The 20,039-nt window shown below is 68.1% G+C and carries 19 protein-coding genes; 6 read left to right on the top strand and 13 right to left on the bottom strand.

The genetic code is table 11. The annotated features are described in order from the left end of the window. Positions 1 to 9: 9 nt before the first annotated feature. The 5 genes from OGH68_RS00090 to OGH68_RS36270 all read right to left on the bottom strand — a co-directional run bounded on the left by OGH68_RS00090 (position 10) and on the right by OGH68_RS36270 (position 3,788). On the bottom strand, positions 10 to 1,476 hold the full coding sequence (locus OGH68_RS00090) for an ATP-binding protein (RefSeq protein WP_264241187.1): 1,467 nt from the start codon (positions 1,474 to 1,476) through the stop codon (positions 10 to 12). A gap of 61 nt (positions 1,477 to 1,537) precedes the next feature. Next, positions 1,538 to 1,990, bottom strand: a complete 453-nt coding sequence (locus OGH68_RS00085; protein ID WP_264241186.1) for a hypothetical protein — start codon at positions 1,988 to 1,990, stop codon at positions 1,538 to 1,540. Positions 1,991 to 2,126: 136 nt separating this feature from the next. Beyond that, positions 2,127 to 2,645: a DUF6415 family natural product biosynthesis protein gene (locus OGH68_RS00080; protein WP_264241185.1), complete on the bottom strand. Its 519-nt coding sequence runs from the start codon at positions 2,643 to 2,645 to the stop codon at positions 2,127 to 2,129. Positions 2,646 to 2,714: 69 nt separating this feature from the next. After that, positions 2,715 to 3,257, bottom strand: a complete 543-nt coding sequence (locus OGH68_RS00075) for an AAA family ATPase (protein ID WP_264241184.1) — start codon at positions 3,255 to 3,257, stop codon at positions 2,715 to 2,717. A 39-nt stretch (positions 3,258 to 3,296) separates the two neighbouring features. Continuing rightward, a complete protein-coding gene (locus OGH68_RS36270) occupies positions 3,297 to 3,788 on the bottom strand; it encodes an ATP-binding protein (RefSeq protein WP_413470907.1) in 492 nt (163 codons plus the stop codon). A gap of 304 nt (positions 3,789 to 4,092) precedes the next feature. On the opposite strand from OGH68_RS36270, the gene OGH68_RS00070 reads away from it, so the two are divergent. Beyond that, positions 4,093 to 5,487, top strand: a complete 1,395-nt coding sequence (locus tag OGH68_RS00070) for a helix-turn-helix transcriptional regulator (RefSeq protein WP_319020165.1) — start codon at positions 4,093 to 4,095, stop codon at positions 5,485 to 5,487. Positions 5,488 to 5,519: 32 nt separating this feature from the next. Further along, positions 5,520 to 6,425 carry a phosphotransferase gene (locus OGH68_RS00065; RefSeq protein ID WP_264241183.1) on the top strand — a complete coding sequence of 302 codons (906 nt, stop codon included), beginning with the start codon at positions 5,520 to 5,522 and terminating at the stop codon, positions 6,423 to 6,425. Between the two features lie 571 nt (positions 6,426 to 6,996). Here OGH68_RS00065 and OGH68_RS00060 read toward each other — a convergent pair. The 4 genes from OGH68_RS00060 to OGH68_RS00045 form a co-directional block, all read right to left on the bottom strand. Then, complete coding sequence (locus tag OGH68_RS00060; protein WP_264241182.1) at positions 6,997 to 7,416, bottom strand: hypothetical protein; 420 nt, start codon at positions 7,414 to 7,416, stop codon at positions 6,997 to 6,999. 204 nt (positions 7,417 to 7,620) lie between these two features. Continuing rightward, positions 7,621 to 10,770: a hypothetical protein gene (locus tag OGH68_RS00055; protein WP_264241181.1), complete on the bottom strand. Its 3,150-nt coding sequence runs from the start codon at positions 10,768 to 10,770 to the stop codon at positions 7,621 to 7,623. Positions 10,771 to 11,115: 345 nt separating this feature from the next. After that, positions 11,116 to 11,418, bottom strand: coding sequence for a hypothetical protein (locus tag OGH68_RS00050; protein ID WP_264241180.1), 303 nt, complete (start codon positions 11,416 to 11,418; stop codon positions 11,116 to 11,118). A 105-nt stretch (positions 11,419 to 11,523) separates the two neighbouring features. Continuing rightward, positions 11,524 to 12,123: a hemerythrin domain-containing protein gene (locus OGH68_RS00045; RefSeq protein ID WP_264249830.1), complete on the bottom strand. Its 600-nt coding sequence runs from the start codon at positions 12,121 to 12,123 to the stop codon at positions 11,524 to 11,526. 409 nt (positions 12,124 to 12,532) lie between these two features. Here OGH68_RS00045 and OGH68_RS00040 point away from each other — a divergent pair, with 409 nt between their 5' ends. Next, entirely contained in the window at positions 12,533 to 12,949 is a 417-nt protein-coding gene (locus OGH68_RS00040) for a hypothetical protein (protein ID WP_264241179.1), read from the top strand. Between the two features lie 118 nt (positions 12,950 to 13,067). Beyond that, positions 13,068 to 13,316 carry a hypothetical protein gene (locus tag OGH68_RS00035; RefSeq protein ID WP_264241178.1) on the top strand — a complete coding sequence of 83 codons (249 nt, stop codon included), beginning with the start codon at positions 13,068 to 13,070 and terminating at the stop codon, positions 13,314 to 13,316. 60 nt (positions 13,317 to 13,376) lie between these two features. On the opposite strand, the gene OGH68_RS00030 is transcribed toward OGH68_RS00035, so the two are convergent. Next, a complete protein-coding gene (locus tag OGH68_RS00030; protein ID WP_264241177.1) occupies positions 13,377 to 13,715 on the bottom strand; it encodes a hypothetical protein in 339 nt (112 codons plus the stop codon). Between the two features lie 180 nt (positions 13,716 to 13,895). On the opposite strand from OGH68_RS00030, the gene OGH68_RS00025 reads away from it, so the two are divergent. Continuing rightward, positions 13,896 to 14,894, top strand: a complete 999-nt coding sequence (locus OGH68_RS00025; RefSeq protein ID WP_264241176.1) for an endonuclease/exonuclease/phosphatase family protein — start codon at positions 13,896 to 13,898, stop codon at positions 14,892 to 14,894. A 515-nt stretch (positions 14,895 to 15,409) separates the two neighbouring features. Here OGH68_RS00025 and OGH68_RS00020 read toward each other — a convergent pair. Both OGH68_RS00020 and OGH68_RS00015 read right to left on the bottom strand, forming a co-directional pair. Continuing rightward, on the bottom strand, positions 15,410 to 16,819 hold the full coding sequence (locus OGH68_RS00020) for a hypothetical protein (RefSeq protein ID WP_264241175.1): 1,410 nt from the start codon (positions 16,817 to 16,819) through the stop codon (positions 15,410 to 15,412). A gap of 20 nt (positions 16,820 to 16,839) precedes the next feature. Then, complete coding sequence (locus OGH68_RS00015) at positions 16,840 to 17,316, bottom strand: A24 family peptidase (RefSeq protein ID WP_264241174.1); 477 nt, start codon at positions 17,314 to 17,316, stop codon at positions 16,840 to 16,842. A 531-nt stretch (positions 17,317 to 17,847) separates the two neighbouring features. Here OGH68_RS00015 and OGH68_RS00010 point away from each other — a divergent pair. Then, complete coding sequence (locus tag OGH68_RS00010; protein ID WP_264241173.1) at positions 17,848 to 19,194, top strand: DUF2637 domain-containing protein; 1,347 nt, start codon at positions 17,848 to 17,850, stop codon at positions 19,192 to 19,194. A gap of 141 nt (positions 19,195 to 19,335) precedes the next feature. Here the strand turns inward: OGH68_RS00010 and OGH68_RS00005 are convergent. Continuing rightward, positions 19,336 to 20,039: LPXTG cell wall anchor domain-containing protein (locus OGH68_RS00005; protein WP_264241172.1), on the bottom strand; the 704-nt coding region annotated here is incomplete at its 5' end.

The raw sequence follows: 20,039 nt of genomic DNA, 5'->3' as shown, positions 1-20,039 counted from the left end.
GAAGGTGTCTCAGGCACCGGGCGGGTCAGACTCGGATGCGTCTCCAGCCGGCCTGCGGGAACGGAACTTCGCCATCAGCCCGCTGGTCGCGGGCCCGTTCGGCGCTCGCTGTGCCGGAGGCGGAACCCGTTTCGCAGCCTCACCGCGACGCGGCAGCGGCGGTCGGCCTTCGCTCTGCACGGACAAGGCTGCAGGGGCTGCCTCCCCCACCAGCGCAGGCGGGACGCGCCGGGGCAGCTCAGCCGTGTCGTCCGGACCTGGCATCGCGTGCATCCGCCGCGCCGGGCCGGACGCCATAGGACGCGGGCCTTGAGCGGGGGGCATGTTGCCATGGGTCTGCATGTCGGGGGAGAGGAGCAGGTCCGGCGGGATGACCACGACCGCTTGGGTTCCACCGACGATGTTCGGCCCCAGCTGAATGGTGATCTTGTGGCGCTTTGCGAGGAGGGCGGCGACCAGGAGGCCGATCCTGCCCTCCCGCAGGCGGGCGCGCGGATCTTCGGTCTCGGGGGCCGCCAGCAGACGGTTGAGTGTTTCCCGCTTCTGCTGTGACATGCCGGTGCCGCGGTCGAGTACTTCGATGGCTATCCCGCCGCCGGCCTGGTGGGTGAAAACCTCCACTCTGTCGCTGGAGAAGGCAGTGGCGTTCTCCATCAGCTCGGCGAGCATGTGCACAACGTTCGGACTGACGTAGCCCGGCATTTCGGCAGAGGTGTGCTGGGACGGCGCCACACGCACGCGCTGGTACTCGGGGATCTCCTGGATGGCGCGCCGTATTGCCGTGGCCAGCGGGACGGGTGCGCTCTCCCGCGAAGGGGTGTTGCCGCCCAGGACGGCGAGGCTTTCCACGGCGCGCCGGATCTGGGTCTGAAGGTGGTCGACGCGGAATACCTTGGCCATCAGTTCCGGGTCTTCGATATTCCGCTCGACCTCGGAGATCTCGATGAGGCTGCGGGCGTTCAGGCTCTGCAGCCGAGGGGCGATCGAGTTGAAGATCTCGGCGAGTTCCGCCTGGGCGGTGAGTCTCTGGTGTTTCTGGTGCTGGCGGGCCGCGACCATCAGCACCGTCTTCCACGACTCCTCGAACGCCTGCTCCAGCAGAGGCACGACGTCGGTACGCACATCCCCGGTGCGCGACGGAACGGAAGGAGGTGCAAAGTTGTCGTGCACAGTGCCCTGTTCAGCCTGCTCGGCCGCCCAGCGGACGCTCCGCCGGCCCTGATCGATGGCAGCGAAGACCGCTTCCAGGGCCCGGAGAGCGCCATCACGCTCCTCACGGACCTGCTCCCCCCGCACCAGGCCCCTGCGGGCCGCGAGCGCACGCGACCCGGTCCACCACAACACGCAGGCGGCCCCGGCGACAGCTGTCGCGATGCCGCCGGGGGCGGGCAGCACGTCGAAGTCGTCGAGCAGCCAGCCACCGGCCACAGCCGCTCCCGTCAGGGCGCTGGCGGTGAACGCGTGCGGAAGGTCCACGCCGTGGCCGGCGTGTGCGCGTCGGCGTCGGCTCGAGCGCACAGGAGCCTGGGCTGCGTGATCAGACACGGCACGCCTCCCGTACGAGACCCATCGGGTGCCGGCCGACGTTGCGCATCTGGGCGCGCACCAGGCTGAGGCGGTCGTGCAAGATCCGCGGGTCGGTAGTCGGGTGGGCCCGGGACTCGGGCGGGGCAACCCAGAAGCGGTGGTGGCAGACCGACTCGGTTGCCTGCCTCGAGCACTGCAGCGACGGTCCTGTGTCGCAGACCGAGTGCGCGGCACTCCATAGATGTGCGGTACCGGACTCGACCGGCACGAGCAGCCTTTGGTGGGTGATGCAGCACAGCAGCGGACCGACCCGATTCCCGGAATCGATCATCGCGTCGAGCGCGGCCATGCCGAGCCCCACGCTGACGCGGACCACATCGGTCTCGCGCGGCAGCATGGCAGGCAGCGGGGCCTCGCTGAGGTGCAGCCGCCAGGGGTGGCGAGTGCTCAGTAGGGGAGTCATCAGCTCTCCGGTCAGGACGGTGTGTTCCGTCGGGGGCTTCATGGGTGCCGTGCCGTAACGGGGATGGCCGGCAGTTCTTGAATGTCCGCAGGAGCGTGTCGAACTGTCAGCAGACGTGGTGGTGGCGGTGGTGGCGTCAGCCTGGCGGAGTGGATCCAGCGATGATCAGCGTGATCATGGCCACGGTGAACACCACGATGCGGGTTGTGTTGCGGCTGAGCGGTCTGAGCCGACGCACATCCCATCCCCGCCGTCTGTCGGCAGGCACTGCGTCCTCCGCCTCGTCCAGGTCGCGTCGGGCTTCAATGAGGCCGCGCGTGGCCTCGGCCAGTTTCCGCAGGTGGACCCGGGAGGGCGTGTACCCCTTAGGGAGCTCTGCGGCGCTCAGTTCCCGGGCGCGTTTGAGCAGTGCGAACTCAGCTGCCAATCCGATGCCGAGCAGCATGATGTGGGCGCGCAAGAGACGGACGAGGTCCTCCACGTCCCGGTCGGTCTCCGGCAGGGGCGAGTCCTCGCCCAGGACGAGAGCACAGGTCTCGAGCGCAGCATCGACGGGATCGCGCGCGGGCTTCCCTGACCGCGCGGCGCGGGGGATTCTGCCACCGACGGCCGCCACCGTGGTGACGATGGAACGATCCTTCGGCGTGGAAAACATCGCGGAACTCCCATGTCGGTCCGGGAAGGTGAAGACGGCAGCTTTGGCCGGTGATCGGGGCGGTACCGCTCACCCGAATTGGCCGGTCAGCCCTGCTGAGGCTTGCGCGCCGACATCTGCCCCTCGCAAACCCTGCAGGGCGAGCGCGAGGCAGCGGTCCTTAGACAAGGTGGTATCCACGACAATCTTCGGGTCCGGGATCGGTTCCCGACGTGGCATGAGGATGTCGAACGATGCGGGCGTGGGCCCGGACTCGCCTCGCCCCCGTCCGAGTGCGATCTCGGTCGGACACACGCACTCGATGACCTTGAGTGGCTGCCCGATACCCGACGCGAACCCATTCAGAGCGCGGACGTCCTGCCCGCGGGTGAGTGGCGGCCCGTCGAGTACAACGACCCCGCCTGGTGTCCCTTCCAAGTTCCACGCAGCGGCCGTGAGAACGACTTCGAAGCTCCAGTCATTCTGTGCCCGGGAGGCCGCGCTGCGCTCGCCAGGGAACAGGTGGTCGCGCACCGCGATCTTGTCGAGCAGGAGCCCAGGCAGCCGTTTGGCCAGGTTCCTGGCCAAAGTCGACTTACCAGTCCGTGGCAGGCCGGCAACAGCGACGATCATCAACGTCTCCCATACGAAGTGAAGGGCTTCAGGCGCGCGTCAGGCCGATGCGCAGAGTTCGGCGGCCGGGCTGCAGAAGAAGGCCCAGACTTCCTTCCCGCCTGTGCCGCGCCGCGTAGTCGTCCAGCAGTCCGCTTCCGCGGAGACGAGCACCAGGCCACGACCGCGGGTCTCGCACGAGGATGGGCGGATCTCTGGCGAAGTGGAGGAGTTGTCCGTCACCGAGACTCCGAGAGCGATACCCGGGCTGTAGCAGCAGGAGAGCACGACGACCTCCGTCTCACCTGCGGGACGGGTCCTGGCATGCTGAATCGCGTTGGTGACAAGCTCACTCACGGTGAGAACGACGCGTTCCGCAAGGTCGCCCTTCCGCGCGAAGCCCCAATCAGCAAGGCAGTTACGAGCGAATCGCCGAGCCAGCGGCACGGAGCTGGCCCCAGACTCGACTTCGACAGTGGCTCGCGCGACGCCGTCTTGGCGCGCCAGAGCACTCAGGAACACTGCTGGGCTCGTTTCCACGGCCGTCACCATGATCCACCTCCCGCTTATGCTGCGGGAGCTGCGGGCAATTCAATGAACAGCCGGCAGCTCCCGCAAGCTCGCCAGCAGCGGCGTCAGGACCGCTAACCAGTGAGCAGCTTGAGTCTCGGGTTTCCGAGAGCTGCAAGAGTTCCTGGACAGGACTCGGCTGGGCAACTATCGCAAGTCGCAGATCTGCGACGCGGGTACCACGCCCTCGCAGCTGGCTTCGCAGATCTGCGACGAAACACGGAACGGAACACAAGGCGAGGTCACCACTATTACGCTCGACGAAGCGAGGAGGAGGGAACCTCACATGGAGCAGCGAATGAAGCCACATGCACCGTCCTGCGCGAAGCGCTTACGACTGCAAGGCGACGCCGCCGGGCAGACCGCCCTCGAGATCGCACAGATAATCCACGAACACTGCTCCGTCTCACAGCTACGAGCTCATCGCCTGGCGCGAGGTCTCACGCAGAAGGAAGCAGCAGAGGGGGTGCGATCCCTCGGCCCGAGACTTGGCGAACATGCTCCGAAGGCCGACGCAATCAGGCTGGGCCACTGGGAGTCCGGCCGGCACCACCCGAGGCCGCAGGCCATCGCCCTTCTATGCGAATTCTACGAATGCGGCCCAGGCGAGCTGGGCTTTGAAGCCACAGGGGCCCCGCCTAGGGCGGCCCTGACAAACGACCTGGTCCCAATGGTGGCCTCCCGTGCCGTTCAGGGCCATGGGGCGACCGAATCTGATCGATTGGCAGCTTCCGTCGACGCTGCTCGCCGCGCGGTCGACAGGACCCTGGCCGCTGCGACGGTCAGCAGCGGTCAACTGGACCTCCTCGACGAGCAGGTCTTGTGGGCTCGCCAGCAATACGTCTACACACCCCCAGGCCCGATGCTGACTGTTCTCCTCCGCCATCTGGGCGACATCGAGAACCTGGCAGCCGATCGCCAGCCGGCTGCCGTGCAGGTCCGGCTCTCGGAACTGACCGCCATGCTGGCAACCCTCATTGCTGACGCCTTGATGAAACTGGGTGAACTCGACCGCTCCCAGGCGTGGTACGGAACAGCCCGGCACGCCGCAGACGACAGCGGCAATACGGAGTTGCGCGCCAGGGTGCGAGCTCAAGCTGCAATGCTGCCCTTCTACTACGGCCCGCTCTCCGCAGCCGTCGCGCTCGCGCGGGACGCACGGATGATCTGCCGCGGCCGGCCCACCGCCACCGGAGCATTCGCCGCGGCAGCCGAGGCGCGCGCCCTCGCGAAGCTCGGCGACAGCAAGGGTGCGGAAGCGGCCCTCCGCTATGCGGCAGGGATGTTCGATCAGGTGGGATCGCATGGCGAAGATGACGCCTTCTCGTTCCCTGAGCGACGGTTCCTCCTCTACCGCAGCGGCACGCTAACCGCTCTCGGCCGCACCGTCGAAGCCCGAAAGGTTCAGGCACAGGCGCTGGCCCTCTACCCCGCCGAGACTGGAATCGATCCGACGCTACTCAGCCTTGAAGCGGCCATCTGCCTGGCCCGCGAGCACAGCCCCGCAGAAGCCTGCGAACTGGCCGGATCCGTGTTCCTCCGCGTTGTACCAGCCCACAGAACGCCGATCGTCGAGGAACGAGCCCGCGACGTCATCCATGCGCTCCCGGCAGCGGTGCGTGGCAGCCGAGCGGCCCGCGAACTACGCGAGATCCTTGAGCTCCCGCCTGGGCAAACGTGACAGCACGAAGGAATGTCAGCGAGCCTGGTCGCATGACACCACCAGTACCGATTCCCGGCGGGTTCGAAAAGTCCGAGATGTACCAAGTATTGGAGGAAGCCTGTGCGATTGCTGGCTTCGACAGCGCCGACGCGCACCTCCTCCGAGGGCAGACCAACGCTGTCATCCGTCTCGGCAGAGTCCCGGTGGTTGTCAAGATCGCACGTAAGGGCTCCCGGATCGAGGACGTGTCGCGCACTGTCCAGTTCGTTCGAGAGCTGATGAGCGTTGGCTTCCCCACCGTGCCGCTGCTCGACATTGATCAACCAGTTGTCGTCGGCCAGCACGCGGCGACCTTCTGGACCTATCTGCCTCAGCCGGAAAGGCCAGTGGATGCGGCCCAGCTCGCGAAGCCGCTCTATGCACTGCATACCCTGACTCCGCGTCCGCTCCAGCTACCCAAGCACGACAACATCCGGGCCATCCGCCGATCACTCAGCGCGATCACCTCGGTGTCGGCGAGTGGCCTCCGATTCCTTCAGGCCCGGGCCGACTGTCTTGAGGAAAAGCTTCGGGAAGTTACCTTCGCCCTGCCGGAGGGTGTAATCCAGGGCGATCCCCAGCATCGGAACGCCCTGCATACCGCCGACGGCGGCGCTGTGCTCTGCGACTGGGACACCGTAACTGTGGGGCAACCAGAGTGGGACCTGGTCACCATAGAGGTTCACTGCCGGCGGTTTGGCTACGGTCAGCCGCACTACCAGGCCTTCGCGGACACCTACGGATTCGACATCGTTCGCTGGCCCGGGTACACCACCCTTGCGGCCATTCGAGAACTGCGCATGGTGACCACAAACGCCCGCAAAACGGGACACGCACCAGGGAGTCTGGCCGAAGTCGAACGTCGCATTGAAGGCCTTCGGCGCAACGACACCACATCGCGTTGGAACCTGCTCTAGAGACCTGAGCGCTGAAGCCAGGGTGCCCCACCTCACCTTGGATGGAAGAGGCTCTCGAACTCACCTTGCTCTGGCGCACCAGCACGGCGGTGGCTTCCTGGGCTGCGGCATGGGCCTGCTTGTCCACTGGCAGCATTGGATCGGGCCTGGCGGGCGACGGCTGAGGAATCACGCCGTCCTCGGGCGCCCCATCCAGGCCGCGGCCAGGCGTCATCAGCCGGGGCCCCAGCCTGGCGGGGGTTCGTCCCGCCCTTGCTCATCGGCCCCCCGGCGGTCCCGAGCACCCCGGCATCTGCGGACACGACCGTGCGCCGCCCGACTCTCGCGCCAGGGGTGACCGCGGCTCGAAGGTCGCAGCTTGGACTCGCTTGCCAGTGGATTCCCGGGTCGCGGGTTCACCAGCATCGAGATCACCCTGGCTCTTCCCGTGGCGGACGGGATGCCCTTCGCCATCGTCCGGGCCTCCAAGCCGCTGACCGCAGGAACTGGTGCGCTGAATGGCGCCACCGTTGCAGGGCCCATTCAGCAACGGGTCCAGGCAGGCCGACTGAGGTTGCGCGGCGGGCCCGCTTCAGTGCGCCGGTTCAGTGGCCGGGATCCAGCCGGGTTCGGGGTCGGCGGGGTTGGCCAGGACTGCGGTGAGGCGCTCGGCGGTGATGTATGGAACGTGGGGGTCGGCGAGGAAAGCGGCAGGCTCGATGGTGCGAGTGACCATCAGGGGCAGGACGCGCCAGTCATATTCGCCGGTGACGCCACAGACCGCAGCTGCCTGGTTCGGGTGGGCAGCGACGGTGGCGGCCTTGGCCAGGAGCTTGTCGCGGTAGCGGGTCGTGAACTTCTGGATGTGCTGGATCAGCGCGTGCGGTGCGACGGCCCCGGTGGGGTTCTTCGCCTCGATCACCCACAGCCGCCCGGTCGCCGAATCGGCGACGAGGAGGTCTATCTCTCCGATCAGGTCAGGAACGCCGAGGCGGGCTGCCGTCTTCTCCAAGAGGCGGAACCGGTGCGGCAGCCCAGCGACACGAACTGCCTCGCTGATCTCTCGCTCGAGGTGGTTGTCGAGCTGCTGGCGATGGCGGAGCAGCGCCTGCGTGACCGGGGCGGGAAGTTCGGGGTGCGGGAGCCGGCCGTCGTCGAGATAGGCGGCGTACGCCTCGCGGGCGGCGAAGGCGAGCCAGGGCAGGACGATCAGCGTCTAGCTGGCGGCGATCAGGGGATGAGTCAAGGGCCGGGACCGGCGTTCGACTTCGGTGTAGGAGTGCGGGCCGGTGCCAGCGGCGTTGCCCGGGTGCAGCCGGAGCCGGGCAACGGCCGCGCGGATGTGATCGGCGGGCAGGGCGGACCAGGCGGCGGTCTCAGCAACCAGATTCTCGGTGGTGACGGCAGCAGTGCCGTCCGGTCCGGTGGGCCAGTCGGCCGCGGTGGCGAGAACGGCCCCGAGCGCCGCGAAACCGCAGCCCCAATGCTGACGCAGCAGACGAGCGGCCTGCGCGAGCTGGCTTCCCGCGGGCAGATCGGGCGGGGTGAACGCGGCCTCGGCGTGCGCGGCCGGGGCGGCTAGTACGGCGGCGGCATCCAGGAGTTCAGGCTCCCCGGCGACGGCCTGGGCCATCAGGCGCTGCTGCCGGGCGCGATGGTAGGCATCGGCGTCGAAGCCCAGGTGCTCGCCGCTCGCGGTGGCCTCTGCTGGCCCGGTCTCGCTTTCGCCGGGGCCTGGGCCGGAAGTGAGGGTGAAAATGCCACTGGGGTCGATGTCCAGGTGGAGGTCGTGCAGGCGGCGGGCGGCGGCAACTGCAGTGATGCCGCTGTGCAGCACCAGCTCGGCCAGCGCCACGAGCTCGGCGACGGCGAGGACGTCGACGGGCCGGTCACCAGCGGGCGGGGTTGTGAGCGCCTGCTGCAGCAGCAGGTGCAGGGCGGAGGTGGCCCTCGCCCCGTCGACCTGGCGCCGCCCGGCCTCGGGAATCCAGTTTGCCGCCCAGGGGGCAGCGAGGTTCACCGCACTCTGCTGGGCCGAGCGGGTGCGATCGGCCCAGGCGGCGTTCAACTGCCGCGCCAACTCCCCCACCAAAGCGGGCTGGTAGGCGCGGATCTGCTCAACGAGTTCACTCTCCAGAGCCCGCAGCAACTGCTCGGCGGGCCCGCCCCGGCGGTAGGCGTCGGGGCCGCGCCAGGTGCCCGCCGACACGTCGGCGCGCCGTACAGCGGCCGCTGCGGAGCGCAGGGCCCGAGCGTGCACGTGACGGGAGCGCGGCAGGGTGAAGGCGGGGGCCGTGCCGGGCCAACTGTTGGTGACGGCGGCCAGGCGCAGCACCGGGTGCGCGGTGTTCCAGGCTGCTATGAAGGCTTCCGCGTTGACGCCCGGTCCAGCCCCCCGGCCGCGGCGAACCTGCTCGATCAGGTGGTGCAGGAGGCGTCCCAGGATGTGGTGCCCCTGGCGGCCGTCGCCGGTGAACGCGGCGAGCAACGGCGGGTCGATGTCGATGCCCATCCACCCGGCGTCCGGGTCCGCACCGGCGCGCAGCAGAAGCCACTCCTGCGTCGACGGATCGCCTTCACCGCTCATGCCGCCACCGGCGAGACCCGGCGGCAAGGTGTCCGGATCCGGGCCGGCCACGTGCGGGTGGGCATGATGGGCGACGGTCACCTGCACGACGAGGGGCGCACCGTCGGGGAACGTGGCATGGGCGGCAGCCGGAGCGATGGTGGTGAGCGCGGTGCGCAGCGAGTCGGCGACTCCGGCGATACCGATCGCGTCCAGGACGGCGCCCGGCTCGCGGGAGGGGACGGCGACGATCGCCAGCGGCGGGACGGTAGCCGCCCGCACGACCAGCGGCCCGGCCGACGAGGCGTGCTCAAGGTCGGCGTACACGCCGGCTGCGCCCGCCTCCGGTGCGCTCAGCCGTGCGTGCCGGAGGTCCCCGGAGAGAGGGAGTCCGGCGGCGGCCAAGACTTCGTCAACGCCCACGCGGGCAGCGGCACGTTCCCAGACCTCGTCGCGTTCGGCCTCGGCGACCACGGCGACGTCGTCGCCGTCCGGGCTGGGCGGCAGCAGCGTCCCGCCGTGATGCCAGGCCGACCACGCGTCGAGCGCGTCTCGGTAGAAGACGCCGTGCACGCCGGGGTGCTCGGTCAGCTCCAGGACGAACAGCGCCAGGACCGTGAGGTCGCCCTCGGCTCCGTGGAGGATCTCGGCCAGCTCCTCCACGTGCAGGAAGAGGGCGTCCCGGATCAGCTCCGGCCCGAGGAACCGTGGGCCGCCGTAGACCACGAGCCGGCCGCGGCCTGCCGGGACGTCGGCGAGCGCGGCCCGGCCTTCCTCGACGCGCGCGGCCAGGGCGCCATCCGCGACAGCGCTGACGACAGCGATGTCGTAGCGATGGCTGGGCGAGGAGAGCAGACACACCGTGCCCGGTCGGGCGGGAACGGCTTCCAGGCCCAACAGCTGGGCGAGCCGGGCGACTGTGAGCTCCTGCATCCGTTCCTCGGCCGCTTCCAGACCAGCCGGAGACAGCGAGGCGAGCAGGCGGGCGACCGCCGGGGCGAGCGCGTCCGTTGCGGCACCGGCCGGTACGGGCAGGCGCTGACCGAGCGCGGTGACCGCGAGTACCGGGCCGAGCAGCGGCATGTCGGGGTGGTAGCGCAGCGGCAGATCCTCGATGCGGCACGTCAGCCACTGCAGTGCCCGCTCCGCGCGCTGCGGGCAACGAGCGGCCGGCACGAGTTCTGCGGGGTCCGCGCGGGCGACCGAGGCGGCTGCGGCGACCTCGGCGGGCGTGACCCGGCATGAGACCTCGTGTCCCTCCTTGCCGTCCGGGACGATCTCGGGCTCGGGCCAGGCCGCAGAGAGTGCGGCGAGGCTCCGGTCGGTCAGGCGCAGCACCAGCTCGAGGACGTCCTCCACCCCGAATCCAAGAACCTCGTGGAGAGGTTCGTCGACAGCCACCGCGGTCAGCTTCAGGCTGCGCAGGACCAGCAAGGGGTGAGCGAGCTGCCCGGGGTGGACCAGCAGGTGGTCCCCGGCCACGGTGAACCGCACCCGGTCACGGACATCGCTGGGATCCCGGTCGGTGACGACGCCGCGCCCAGGCGCGGCACGCACGGCGGCCTCCACCAGCTCGGGCAGGTCGGCGGCGCCAGCCGGGATGCCGCTGCGGGCCGAGGTGCGCAGAACGCGGGTGAACAGCAGCAGCAGATGATCATGAAAGCGGGCGCTGCCTGGCGAGACGAGTGCGGCCTGGAGCAGCACGATCAGCGAGTCGGTCGAGAACCGTGCCATGGCCCGGTCGAGGACCTTCCACTCCACGCGGCGGTGCTGTGCGGAGGTGAGGTTCCTGGCGGTCATCGTGCGTCCATTCCCCGTGCCGGCTGATCTGGAGAGACAGCCTCGCAGGCAACTCCCCAACTGCGCGCCCGGTTTGCTCCGATGACGCCTTCCGGGTGCTGGCCGCCCCGCCCCGCAGGGGCGGGGCCGTCCGCCATTACCTGCAGTGCGGGCACGAAACGGCCCCGCCGCCGCGCACGGGGGGACGCGACGGCCGGGGCGCGTTGTCGCCACCCTGGCGACCAAATGGTGTGAAGAAGTTTCGCGGCCCGGGCGGGATCAACCAACGCGCCCGGGGCGCAGTATCGGGACCCGCTGGCAGCCGCAGCACTCGCCGCCCGTGTCGGACCGCACCGAGGATTTCAGTCAGCAAGGCTGTGACCTGGGCGCTGAAATGTTCAGTGCGACGACCCGAGACGTAAGCGCCGCACGGGAGATTTCAGTGTTCCCGGCGATAGCGATGTCCACCCATACGGAGGTCACGTCCCGGCCGGAACGGGCCTGGAGGCGGACGGCGTCCGCGGTGCGCCACAGCACGGTCCGGTGCCCATCGAGTTTCATCTCGTACCACCAGCCCTCACCGACGGGCAGCGTCGGCACAAGCTGGGCGAGGGCGACCGGCACGGGGAAGTCCACATGACCAGCGTGGCGCCACTGCTCTGTGCTCACCTGGCGGGGCGTAAGCCGAACGGCCCCGAGACCCTGAGTCCATGTGAACCGTTCGCGCTTCGGCATCCAACCGCTGTCCTCGGGTGAAAGGTGACCGCAGGGCAGCTAGTGCGATGGCGGGCCGGAGTACAGGCTGCGAACTCGGTCCACGAGGCCGGCTCCGGGCGCGAGCAGCTTGCTGGCTGACGGCGTATCGGGGGCAGAGGGATGCGGACGGGTTGGGGCCCTCTCCTTTGCCCGCCTGACCCCTGCCCCCAAGGTCGTGAGGATCTCGGCGGGGCACGCTAGGCGCAGGGCGGGGAAGAGCTGCTGCTCCTCGTCCCGGAAGTGAGCCATGACATCAAGCATCAGCTGGGAAACAAGGCTGTCGAACCGCGGGTCGTCTGCCGATAGGTCCTCCAGGTCCTTGAGTAGCCGCTCGATCTTGGCGTGATCCTCGAGCTCCTTGTCCGCGAGCTCGCCACCGCCCTCCAAGTAATCGCGGACAGCGGGATAGAGGTTGTGCTCTTCCGTGACTGCGTGGGACACCAGCTCGAACAGCACCTCGTCTGCCACCTCCCGACGCCGCCTATCACCGCTGGGCAGCGACGCTTGCAGACGGAAGAGCAGCTCCACCTCGCGGTGAGCAGTCACCAGCTCGTCAATGAGATCAGCCCCGCCCGGCTTGCCTTCCGCCGGCGCCTCTTCCCTCCGGTACGGCTCCACCTCGCGGTGGTCAGTTACCGGTTGGTCGATGACGTCCGGCTGTTGAGCGGTGGGGGCGTGCGCCAAGCGGTCGTGGACAGCCTTCACCAGGAGTGGGACACCTACACCAAGTAGCGGAGCGACTACGACCGCGGCAAGTGCTCCGACATTCCCTTCAACCGCCATGGCGATCACAATTGCGAGAAGTAGTCCCACGCCTACCACGAGGAAAAAGAGGCCGATGGCCTTCGTACACCCTGCGAAACGCTGACGGGTGTCCTTGGGGTGTCCTGCGGCTAGCCAGCCGGGAGAGTGCCCGGGTCGGTGGTACAAGTTCCTTCGGCCACGCTTCGGCACGATCTGCTGTCTCCCTCACCCAGTCGCAACGCCCTTGCGGCGTTCCGGCGTAGCGCGTAACTAACATACCGCTGTGGCCGATTTTCGAGAGTTTCTCAGCGTTGTAGTGCTCACAGCAGTGTTGGCCGTAGTGACGGCCGTCTGGCACTCTCTGATGCGTCCAGTCAGCGGCCCGCCGACCACCTGGGATGACTGGGAAATCGGCATCGAGCTGCTGGTCGCTGGCGGCGGCATCGTCCTAGCCAGCCTTATCGCCGAGAAGACCCCGTACCCGTCGACAAAATTGCTTACGGTGGGCATCACAGCGATAATCATCTTCGGTGGGGTGGTGTGCGCGAGAATCTGGGGATACGACAGCAACGGGAATCTGACCAAGCGCGCATCGTTGCAGCTGAGTGCATTAGGCTGTCTGGGGCTCTCGGCCGCTTATGCGATCAACAAGCAGCCGGGAATACTCAATGAGTTGTGGCATTCGGTTTTTCCGAATTAACCCTAGCTACCCGGCGGTACTTTTCCCCCGGGACAGAGGTGGCATTCCATGGTCAATCGGTGCCGCGCGACGTGCGGGGGCAGGACACAGATGCGCGGGTGTGCCTACCTTCCGCGCCATGACGAACACCTCTTCGCCGAAGGCCAGCCGCTCGAGTCGGCTCCCCCCGCACGTCATCGCCCGCATCGCGAAGTCGACCCAGGCCGGACAGACCCGCCCGGAAGTCGCCGCGCTCGTGGGCATCAGCCTGGGGACATTGCAGCGGTGGATCACCATCGGCCGCCGGCCCCGGCCGCCGGAAGCGTCGCCACGGATGATCGCAGCATGGAGCAGATGGCGCTGCGCCTGGTCGTCGTGCTCGAAGTAGCGGAGCGCAAGCGCCGGGCCGAGGCGATCCAGCCGGTGAGCGACGCGACCGCCGACTCGTTCACGAGGAGGAAGCCCATCGGCCGCCCGGCCTGCCGCTCAAGTCCCGCGGCGTGCAGTGCGTCTTCGCCTGCGCGACCGAGGCCCTGAACGAGGAGAGGGAGAAGCTGCTCGCCGAGCGGAACGCCCCGCAGGCCAGCACCGCTGTCCCCGAGTGGAACCCCATGCCAACCCGCCTCGAACCGCTCCGCCGCGCCGTGAGGACGAACTGCGCCAGCGCGAGGAGGAACCGGGCGGCGTGCCACAGGTCATCGTCATGCGAGGCCGGACCGAGCGTGCGGCCGATCTCCCGTGAAGTGGCGACCGCGCCGTCGCCGATCGAGTGGAGGCGTGCTCGCACTGCCGGGCCGACACGGAACTCGTCATCCTGGACTGATCGGAGCCGATCGGGATCCGCCGGGAACCAGCGGCAGCGGGAGCGCCTGGCAGTCGGCGGAACGCCGAGCGCGCCTCACCGTCATCACCTGCAGGCCCTGGTTACGCTGCGTGTCCCGGCCATGGCGAGCCCTGGGAGGCACCTGTGACACAGATCCGGATTGCCACGTTCAACCTGGAGAACTTCGACGAGACCGCTGCGGGCGCGCGCCCGTCGCTGGCTGAACGCATCACGCTGATGAAGCCGCAGATCACGCGGCTGCGGGCGGATATCGTCTGCTTCCAGGAAGTCCACGGGCAGGAGCGCCCCGGGCAGCCGCGTGCCTTGCTCGCGCTGAAGGAGCTGCTCGCCGGCACCAACCTCGACGGCGCGCCCTTGGTCAGTACCAAGCCCGCGAGCGACGCCGTCTTCGATGTGCGCAACCTGGTCATCGCCACCCACCTGCCGGTCATCAAGCATCAGCAACTGAAGAACGAACTGGTCGCCGAGCCCCGCTACCAGCGACTCACCGCCACACCCCCCGACCAGGAGCCGGTCCCGATCGGTATCGAGCGGCCCATCTTGCACGCGCAGATCGACATCGACCACGCAGTACCCGGCCGCCTGCTGCACGTCATCACCGTGCACCTGAAATCCAAGATCCCCAGCGACATCCCCGGCCAGGTGATCGACCGCCAGAAGGGCATCTGGCGTAGCGCCGACAGCTGGGCCGAGGGCAGCTTCCTGTCCTCCATGAAGCGCATGAGCCAAGCCCTGGAAGTCAGACGCCTCATCGACCAGATCCTCGACGACGACCCGGATGCGCGCATCATCGTCGCCGGCGACTTCAACGCCGAACCCGAGGAAGTCCCAGTGCTCGCAATCTGCGGCAACGTGGAGGACACCAACAACGGCGACCTCGCCGCCCGGGTCCTGGTCCCCATCGAGCACACCATCCCCACCGAGGCCCGCTACACACTCTTCCACCACGGCCGCGGCCAGATGATCGACCACATGCTCGTCACCCGCAATCTCCTCGCCCACTACCGCGGCTCAGAGATCCACAACGAAATCCTCCACGACGACTCCATCGCCTTCGCCACCGACATCAAGTACCCCGAGTCCGACCACGCCCCCGTCGTCGCCACCTTCGACTTCAACTGACCCCGCAGCGCCCCGCCCGTCACGTCGAGAGATCAGCCCCGATCGCCTCCTTGGCAGGCAGCCCGGCCCACGCGCAGAGCGGTCCCTCAGCCTGGTGTCCGCACATGGCTGCTACTGGTCAGCCGAACCTGGATAGGCGCCGGGTCAAGCTGCTGCTTCGGGACATGGGCTGACCGTGGCGACCCGGCGCCTGTGGACGGGGGTGTCCCAACCCTCGCGAGGCGGCGGGCTTGGTCAAGGGGCCGGACATCTGCGACGTGAAACGGGTGGCGGTCAGCATGAACCGCTGAGAAGGCAGGAGCGGCCCCACGTAACGTGCGAAGTGAACGCGGGGCCGCTCGGCTCGCCGTCCTGTCATGGGCGAGCCTCTTGGCGACTGTACGGTCGCCACGGCTGATCCGCCCGTTGGGCGGTCACCGGCAGAAGGTGTCGCGGCACCCGCCACACCCACCACAAAGTTCGAACAGGTCCCTCCCGCGCCCAGTGGATCCCTCACCGGAGGTTGAATGGCAAGCTCAGAGCCGGTGCACCCGCGCTGACTGCTCGACCCAGTGCCAGTTCACCGGCGCGAAGCGCTTCTTCAGTGCCGTGCGCTGGGTTCTGTACGTTTTCAACGCGGTCTCCACGACTCTCTGTAGCTCATCCAGGTCCTCCGGTATCGGCACGTGCAGCACCAGGTTCTGCGTGCGGTGGACGAGGAGGAGCTCACCGGCAGGCGTGCAATCCATGAGGGCAAAGTGCGTGAGGGCCTTGAGCGCCGTGTCCTCGGTGGACATCCCGGCCCGCAACTGTCCGTCCGCGCCCCATGCGTAGAGGCCGTAGCGGTTCAGGTGGAAGGCCCTCGCCCGGTGCGGATCGGTGACCACGGTGAAGCAGAAGCCGGTGAAGGGGCTGTCCTTGTAAAGGTCCATGCCCTCCAGGCGTCCCGCCAGCCGGCCTCGGTCGTCCAGCAGGGCGAAGGTGAACGCCCCACCACGGTTGCCGGAGCGGTAGATGCGGCTGAAGACCGGAACGACGAAGAGGTCGTCGCCGAGCGGCGCGGGCCGTCCGAGCGTGCAGTCGCTGTATTCGTAGGGGCTGCGTGCGTACGACGAGACCAGCTTGGTCAGCGAGGGCGAAGGCCGGTTGTCCCCGCCGACCGGGGCGCCCTGGAAGCGGACGTGCGGGCGCAAGTCTGCTTCCGTCTGCCGAGCGGTTCGGTCATCGAGTGAGGCGATCGCCTGCAACGTGGCCTTGGCCCCGGGGGCCAGGCTGCTCCCGGGTTCCGAGAGGGCGACGATGTTGGGCTGTGCCCCGGCCCAGTTACTCAGCCCGTACTCGGAGGTCACGCCCAGAAGCCGGCCTGACGGAGTGACCGAGAGGGAGACGGCGTACGGGTCACCCGGCCCCTTTTCCTCGATGGAATAGCCGAAGGGCATCCGCCAGGCTTCCAGGACTCGGCTCAGGTTGGCGGAGAGCAGGAATGTGCTGCCCGGACTCTGGCTGAGGGCGACCGTGCCGTCGGGCAGTACTGCAAGAGTCATGTCCCCGGCTTCGGGGATCGCCGAAGGGGAGCCGTCCGGGTGCGGCTGCGCGAACAGGGCGGTGTCCACAGGAGAGCCGTCCGCCGAGTACCGCGTGATGAACCCGTACGTGAAGTTCTCCTCGGCGGGATCCCGCGGGGATTCCGGCGACGTCCGGTAGCGGCGCACTCCGCCCAGCACGTACGTATCGCCGAACGGAGCCGACCCGACGTCGAACACCGTGAAGTGCAGTCCGTCGGAGGGCTTGGCGGTCAGATCGACGCGGTGCGCGTTGACCACCGAAGCGGGCAGGGTCAGAGGAAAGGCGTGGACCATGATCGGAATTATCCGACGCCCCACTGACATTGAGAACGGCTCGAGGTTGGCGCGGCAAACAAAGGATAGTCCTGCCGTCACACGCACTCCCTGCACGGTTTACGACTTCACGACAGCCAGAGAGATACGCCGAGGGCGCCGGTGATCATGTAAGGCCCGAAGGGTACGCGCCCGCGGAAGCGGCGCTGGAGCAGGTTGACGGCGGCGGCCAGGAGGAACATCGCAAGGGTTCCGAGGAAGAGAGCGGTCCAGCTGTTCCAACCGAGCAGGGCTCCGAGGGTGGGAGCGAGTTTCACGTCGCCGAGCCCGATGCCGCCGAAGGTCATGAGGAGGAAGCCAGCGCCAAGCGAGGCCGCGGCCGCGAGGGAGCGTGTGAGGCTGCCCTGTTCTCCGTTGACTGTGGCGCCCGCCAGCAGGCCGATCGTGCCCACGAACGCGGGAAGGGTAAGGACGTTGGGCAGCCGGTGAACCTTCGCGTCGATCAGGGCGAGTGCCGTGCCGCAAGCGGCGATCCAGTAGTGCGCGGCAGCTAGCCATCCTGTCTGGCCGCTTGCGGCGATAACGGCAAAAGCGAGAGCGGTCATCGCCCCGGGCAAGCCGCGATAGGGGGATGACCACGGGCTCCGGCATGGCGCACACCGGTCTCGCGGCGGGGCAAGGAGCGGCATCGCTGCTCGGGCTGGTGCGCTGTATGCGAGGCAGGAGTGCCGATGCCAAGCGTGGGAGGGCCCGGTCCAGGTGAACAGCAGGGAGCGTGCGGCGGTGCCGGCCAGGAAGCCGGCGAGTACGGCGACGGTTGTGGTCAGCGCGGTCATCACAGCGGCCCCCAGGCACGTGGTTCTGGCCCCGGCACGTGCCGGAATCTTGGAGCCTAGGTCAGTCCGGTCGTCAGTTCGACGGGGATTGGCGGTGATGGTGAAGGCAACGACCAGGTCACAGCATGGCCCGTGGGCCGGATCGCGGCGTAGGGGGCGGGTTCGGGCTCCTACCGTTCAGATTCAAGAGCGCGATCACCGAGAACTGCGGAAGGGCGGAATGTCACACGGCCGCCACTGAGCACACCTCTATGGTGACGGCGCTGCGCGCACTGGGACGAACGAAGGGGGCATTGGTCCATGACGATCACCGCTGATCTCGGGAATGTGGCGCCAGCCGCGCGCGGGCGCCGCCGGATCGTATGGACCCGCGGGCGCCGGGTGACGTTCGGGATCATCGGGTTCGGCTCGCTCCTGATCGCCATGACCGGCTTTGTCGGCTCCTACACGGCGGTCCGGGACCTGGCGATTGAGAAAGACTTTGGGTGGTTCGCAACCCTATTTCCGCTTGGTATTGATGTTGGCATTATTGTGATGCTGAGTCTGGATCTCGCTCTCACCTGGGCGGAGTTGAGGTACCCCCTGCTGCGGCACATCGCGTGGCTGCTGACCATTGCCACAGTGGCGTTCAACGCGGCAGCGGCATATCCGGACATACTCGCTTCGACGATGCACGCGACGATTCCGCTGTTGTTCATCGCGATCACTGAGGCCGTCCGGCATGCCGTCGAGACCGCGACGGCGCGCGATGCGGGGCGGGAGGACTACGCGCTCTCGCTAGGCCGATGGGTCCTCGCCCCGTGGTCAACATGGCTGATCTGGCGCAGCAGAAAGCTATGGCCGAGCACGATCTCCTCGTATGAGGTGGCGCTGGCGTTGTACCAGGAGAAGCAGGACTACCGCCAGGAGCTGCGGGACGCGTACGGCTGGCGCTGGCGACGAAAGGCGACGCGCGAGGAACTCCGGCCGTTGCGCCGCAGCCGTCTCGGGTTCGCAGTCCGAGCCGCCGATGAGCCGCTGATCGCAGGACCGGTACGTGTCGAACCGGTCGTGCCCGAACTCGAGCAGAACGGCGCGGATTCCTGCGAGGGCCATGTCTACCGGGCTTTTCCACCTTGCCTGTCGGAGACGGAGTTGGAGAGGCCCGTTGACCGCTCGCTCTCACGTCTGCCGCGGCACCCTGCGGCCGTCGCCACCGAGGCCGGTCAGGCGACCTCGCTCGAGCATCCCGACGAGGACTCCTCCGCCGGCAACGACGCGACGGATGAGGTGGCCGAATCAGCCGAGGAGGCTGCGAAAGCGCCGCGCGGGGACACGGGCAGCAGTGACGAACAGGATGGCACCCACGAAGACGGCGACGCCATCGAGGGAGACCACAGCCCAAGTCCGCCGGCGATCGATCTGGGGCCCACCCCGGAGAACGAGAGCAAGCGCCAGCGGGCCGAACGGATATACCTCGCCCACCAGGAGGCTGGAGTGAAACTCACACGCAAGGACCTCACCCGGTGGGCCGGATATCGCAACGAAGGGTCCGGGCGTGCCGCCTACACCCAACTGGAACGGGAACACGGGCCGATCGTGGCCCAGGACCACGTCCAGGGGACGGATATCGCCTTCCGCAACGATCTGGCCCAGGTGCGCTCATAGCGGGTAGGCCAGAAGTGATCGGCCCCGGGGCAGGTGCTGTTCAGGGGTCGTCAGGGGCGTTCCCGAGGCACGCCATTACCGGTGGCGGGCGCATGTAGCGGGTGGCGGCTACAGACGCGACGCTGTCCTTCACCGACGGAACTATTCCGCCAAGGGCCCGAGGTGCGGCATCAGCTGGCCTGGCCGATGACGATCCGGGTAGAGGGGCACCTCAGTGGCGAGCTCGGGGAACCAGTCGATGCGACTCACGGCACAAGACCGACCGTAGAACTCGGCCCATCCGACCGCGTCCCGTCGGGTCCACTCCCGGCGCAGGACCTTGCGCTCGTTCGGGTTCCACACAATCCAGTCGCCGCGTCCATCCCTGCGGCGCCGCCATAGCAAGAAAAGCACGAGCGCAGCGGCGGCCTCGATGGCGGCCAATGGCAGCAGAAGGAGACGTTGCGTCCCGGTGGAAGCCCAGGCAAGGAGCAGGGCAATCACAGAGCCAGTCATCCATGCGGGCCAGTAGGCGTAGGGCCGCGGCTCGACGGTCCTCCGGTACAGCATCAGGGCACTGATGAGCAGTCCTGACGCCAGGAGGGCGGGCGCACGATCTCCGGTCCCGGCGGTCAACATCACGCAGACAAAAGCGCCGCAGAGGAGGCCGCCCGCAGACTTGCGGTCCTTCCGATGCCGATGCGTCGTCATCCAGCCACCCCCTTCAAGTCCATGGGACAGCTTCTCACGCTGCCAGGACGGCTCGCCCGGCTTCACACCCGGAGGAAGAGTGCCGGGGCAGTTCATCTGTGCCATGCGCTCATCACCGACGCTTTCAGGCACCCCGTAGCCCCGAGAGCGATCAA

This window comes from Streptomyces peucetius, from assembly GCF_025854275.1.
GTDB lineage: Bacteria > Actinomycetota > Actinomycetes > Streptomycetales > Streptomycetaceae > Streptomyces > Streptomyces peucetius_A.
This window is presented reverse-complemented; position numbering and strand designations above follow the sequence as displayed.

What these genes read in the sequence shown, in the direction of transcription:
- OGH68_RS00035 (WP_264241178.1), top strand. Translation starts at nt 13,068, where the DNA reads ATGACGAACACCTCTTCGCCGAAGGCCAGCCGCTCGAGTCGGCTCCCC.
- OGH68_RS00070 (WP_319020165.1), top strand. Translation starts at nt 4,093, where the DNA reads ATGGAGCAGCGAATGAAGCCACATGCACCGTCCTGCGCGAAGCGCTTA.
- OGH68_RS00085 (WP_264241186.1), bottom strand. Translation starts at nt 1,990, where the DNA reads ATGACTCCCCTACTGAGCACTCGCCACCCCTGGCGGCTGCACCTCAGC.
- OGH68_RS00065 (WP_264241183.1), top strand. Translation starts at nt 5,520, where the DNA reads ATGACACCACCAGTACCGATTCCCGGCGGGTTCGAAAAGTCCGAGATG.
- OGH68_RS00075 (WP_264241184.1), bottom strand. Translation starts at nt 3,257, where the DNA reads ATGATCGTCGCTGTTGCCGGCCTGCCACGGACTGGTAAGTCGACTTTG.
- OGH68_RS00010 (WP_264241173.1), top strand. Translation starts at nt 17,848, where the DNA reads ATGACGATCACCGCTGATCTCGGGAATGTGGCGCCAGCCGCGCGCGGG.
- OGH68_RS00080 (WP_264241185.1), bottom strand. Translation starts at nt 2,645, where the DNA reads ATGTTTTCCACGCCGAAGGATCGTTCCATCGTCACCACGGTGGCGGCC.
- OGH68_RS36270 (WP_413470907.1), bottom strand. Translation starts at nt 3,788, where the DNA reads ATGGTGACGGCCGTGGAAACGAGCCCAGCAGTGTTCCTGAGTGCTCTG.
- OGH68_RS00055 (WP_264241181.1), bottom strand. Translation starts at nt 10,770, where the DNA reads ATGACCGCCAGGAACCTCACCTCCGCACAGCACCGCCGCGTGGAGTGG.
- OGH68_RS00015 (WP_264241174.1), bottom strand. Translation starts at nt 17,316, where the DNA reads ATGACCGCTCTCGCTTTTGCCGTTATCGCCGCAAGCGGCCAGACAGGA.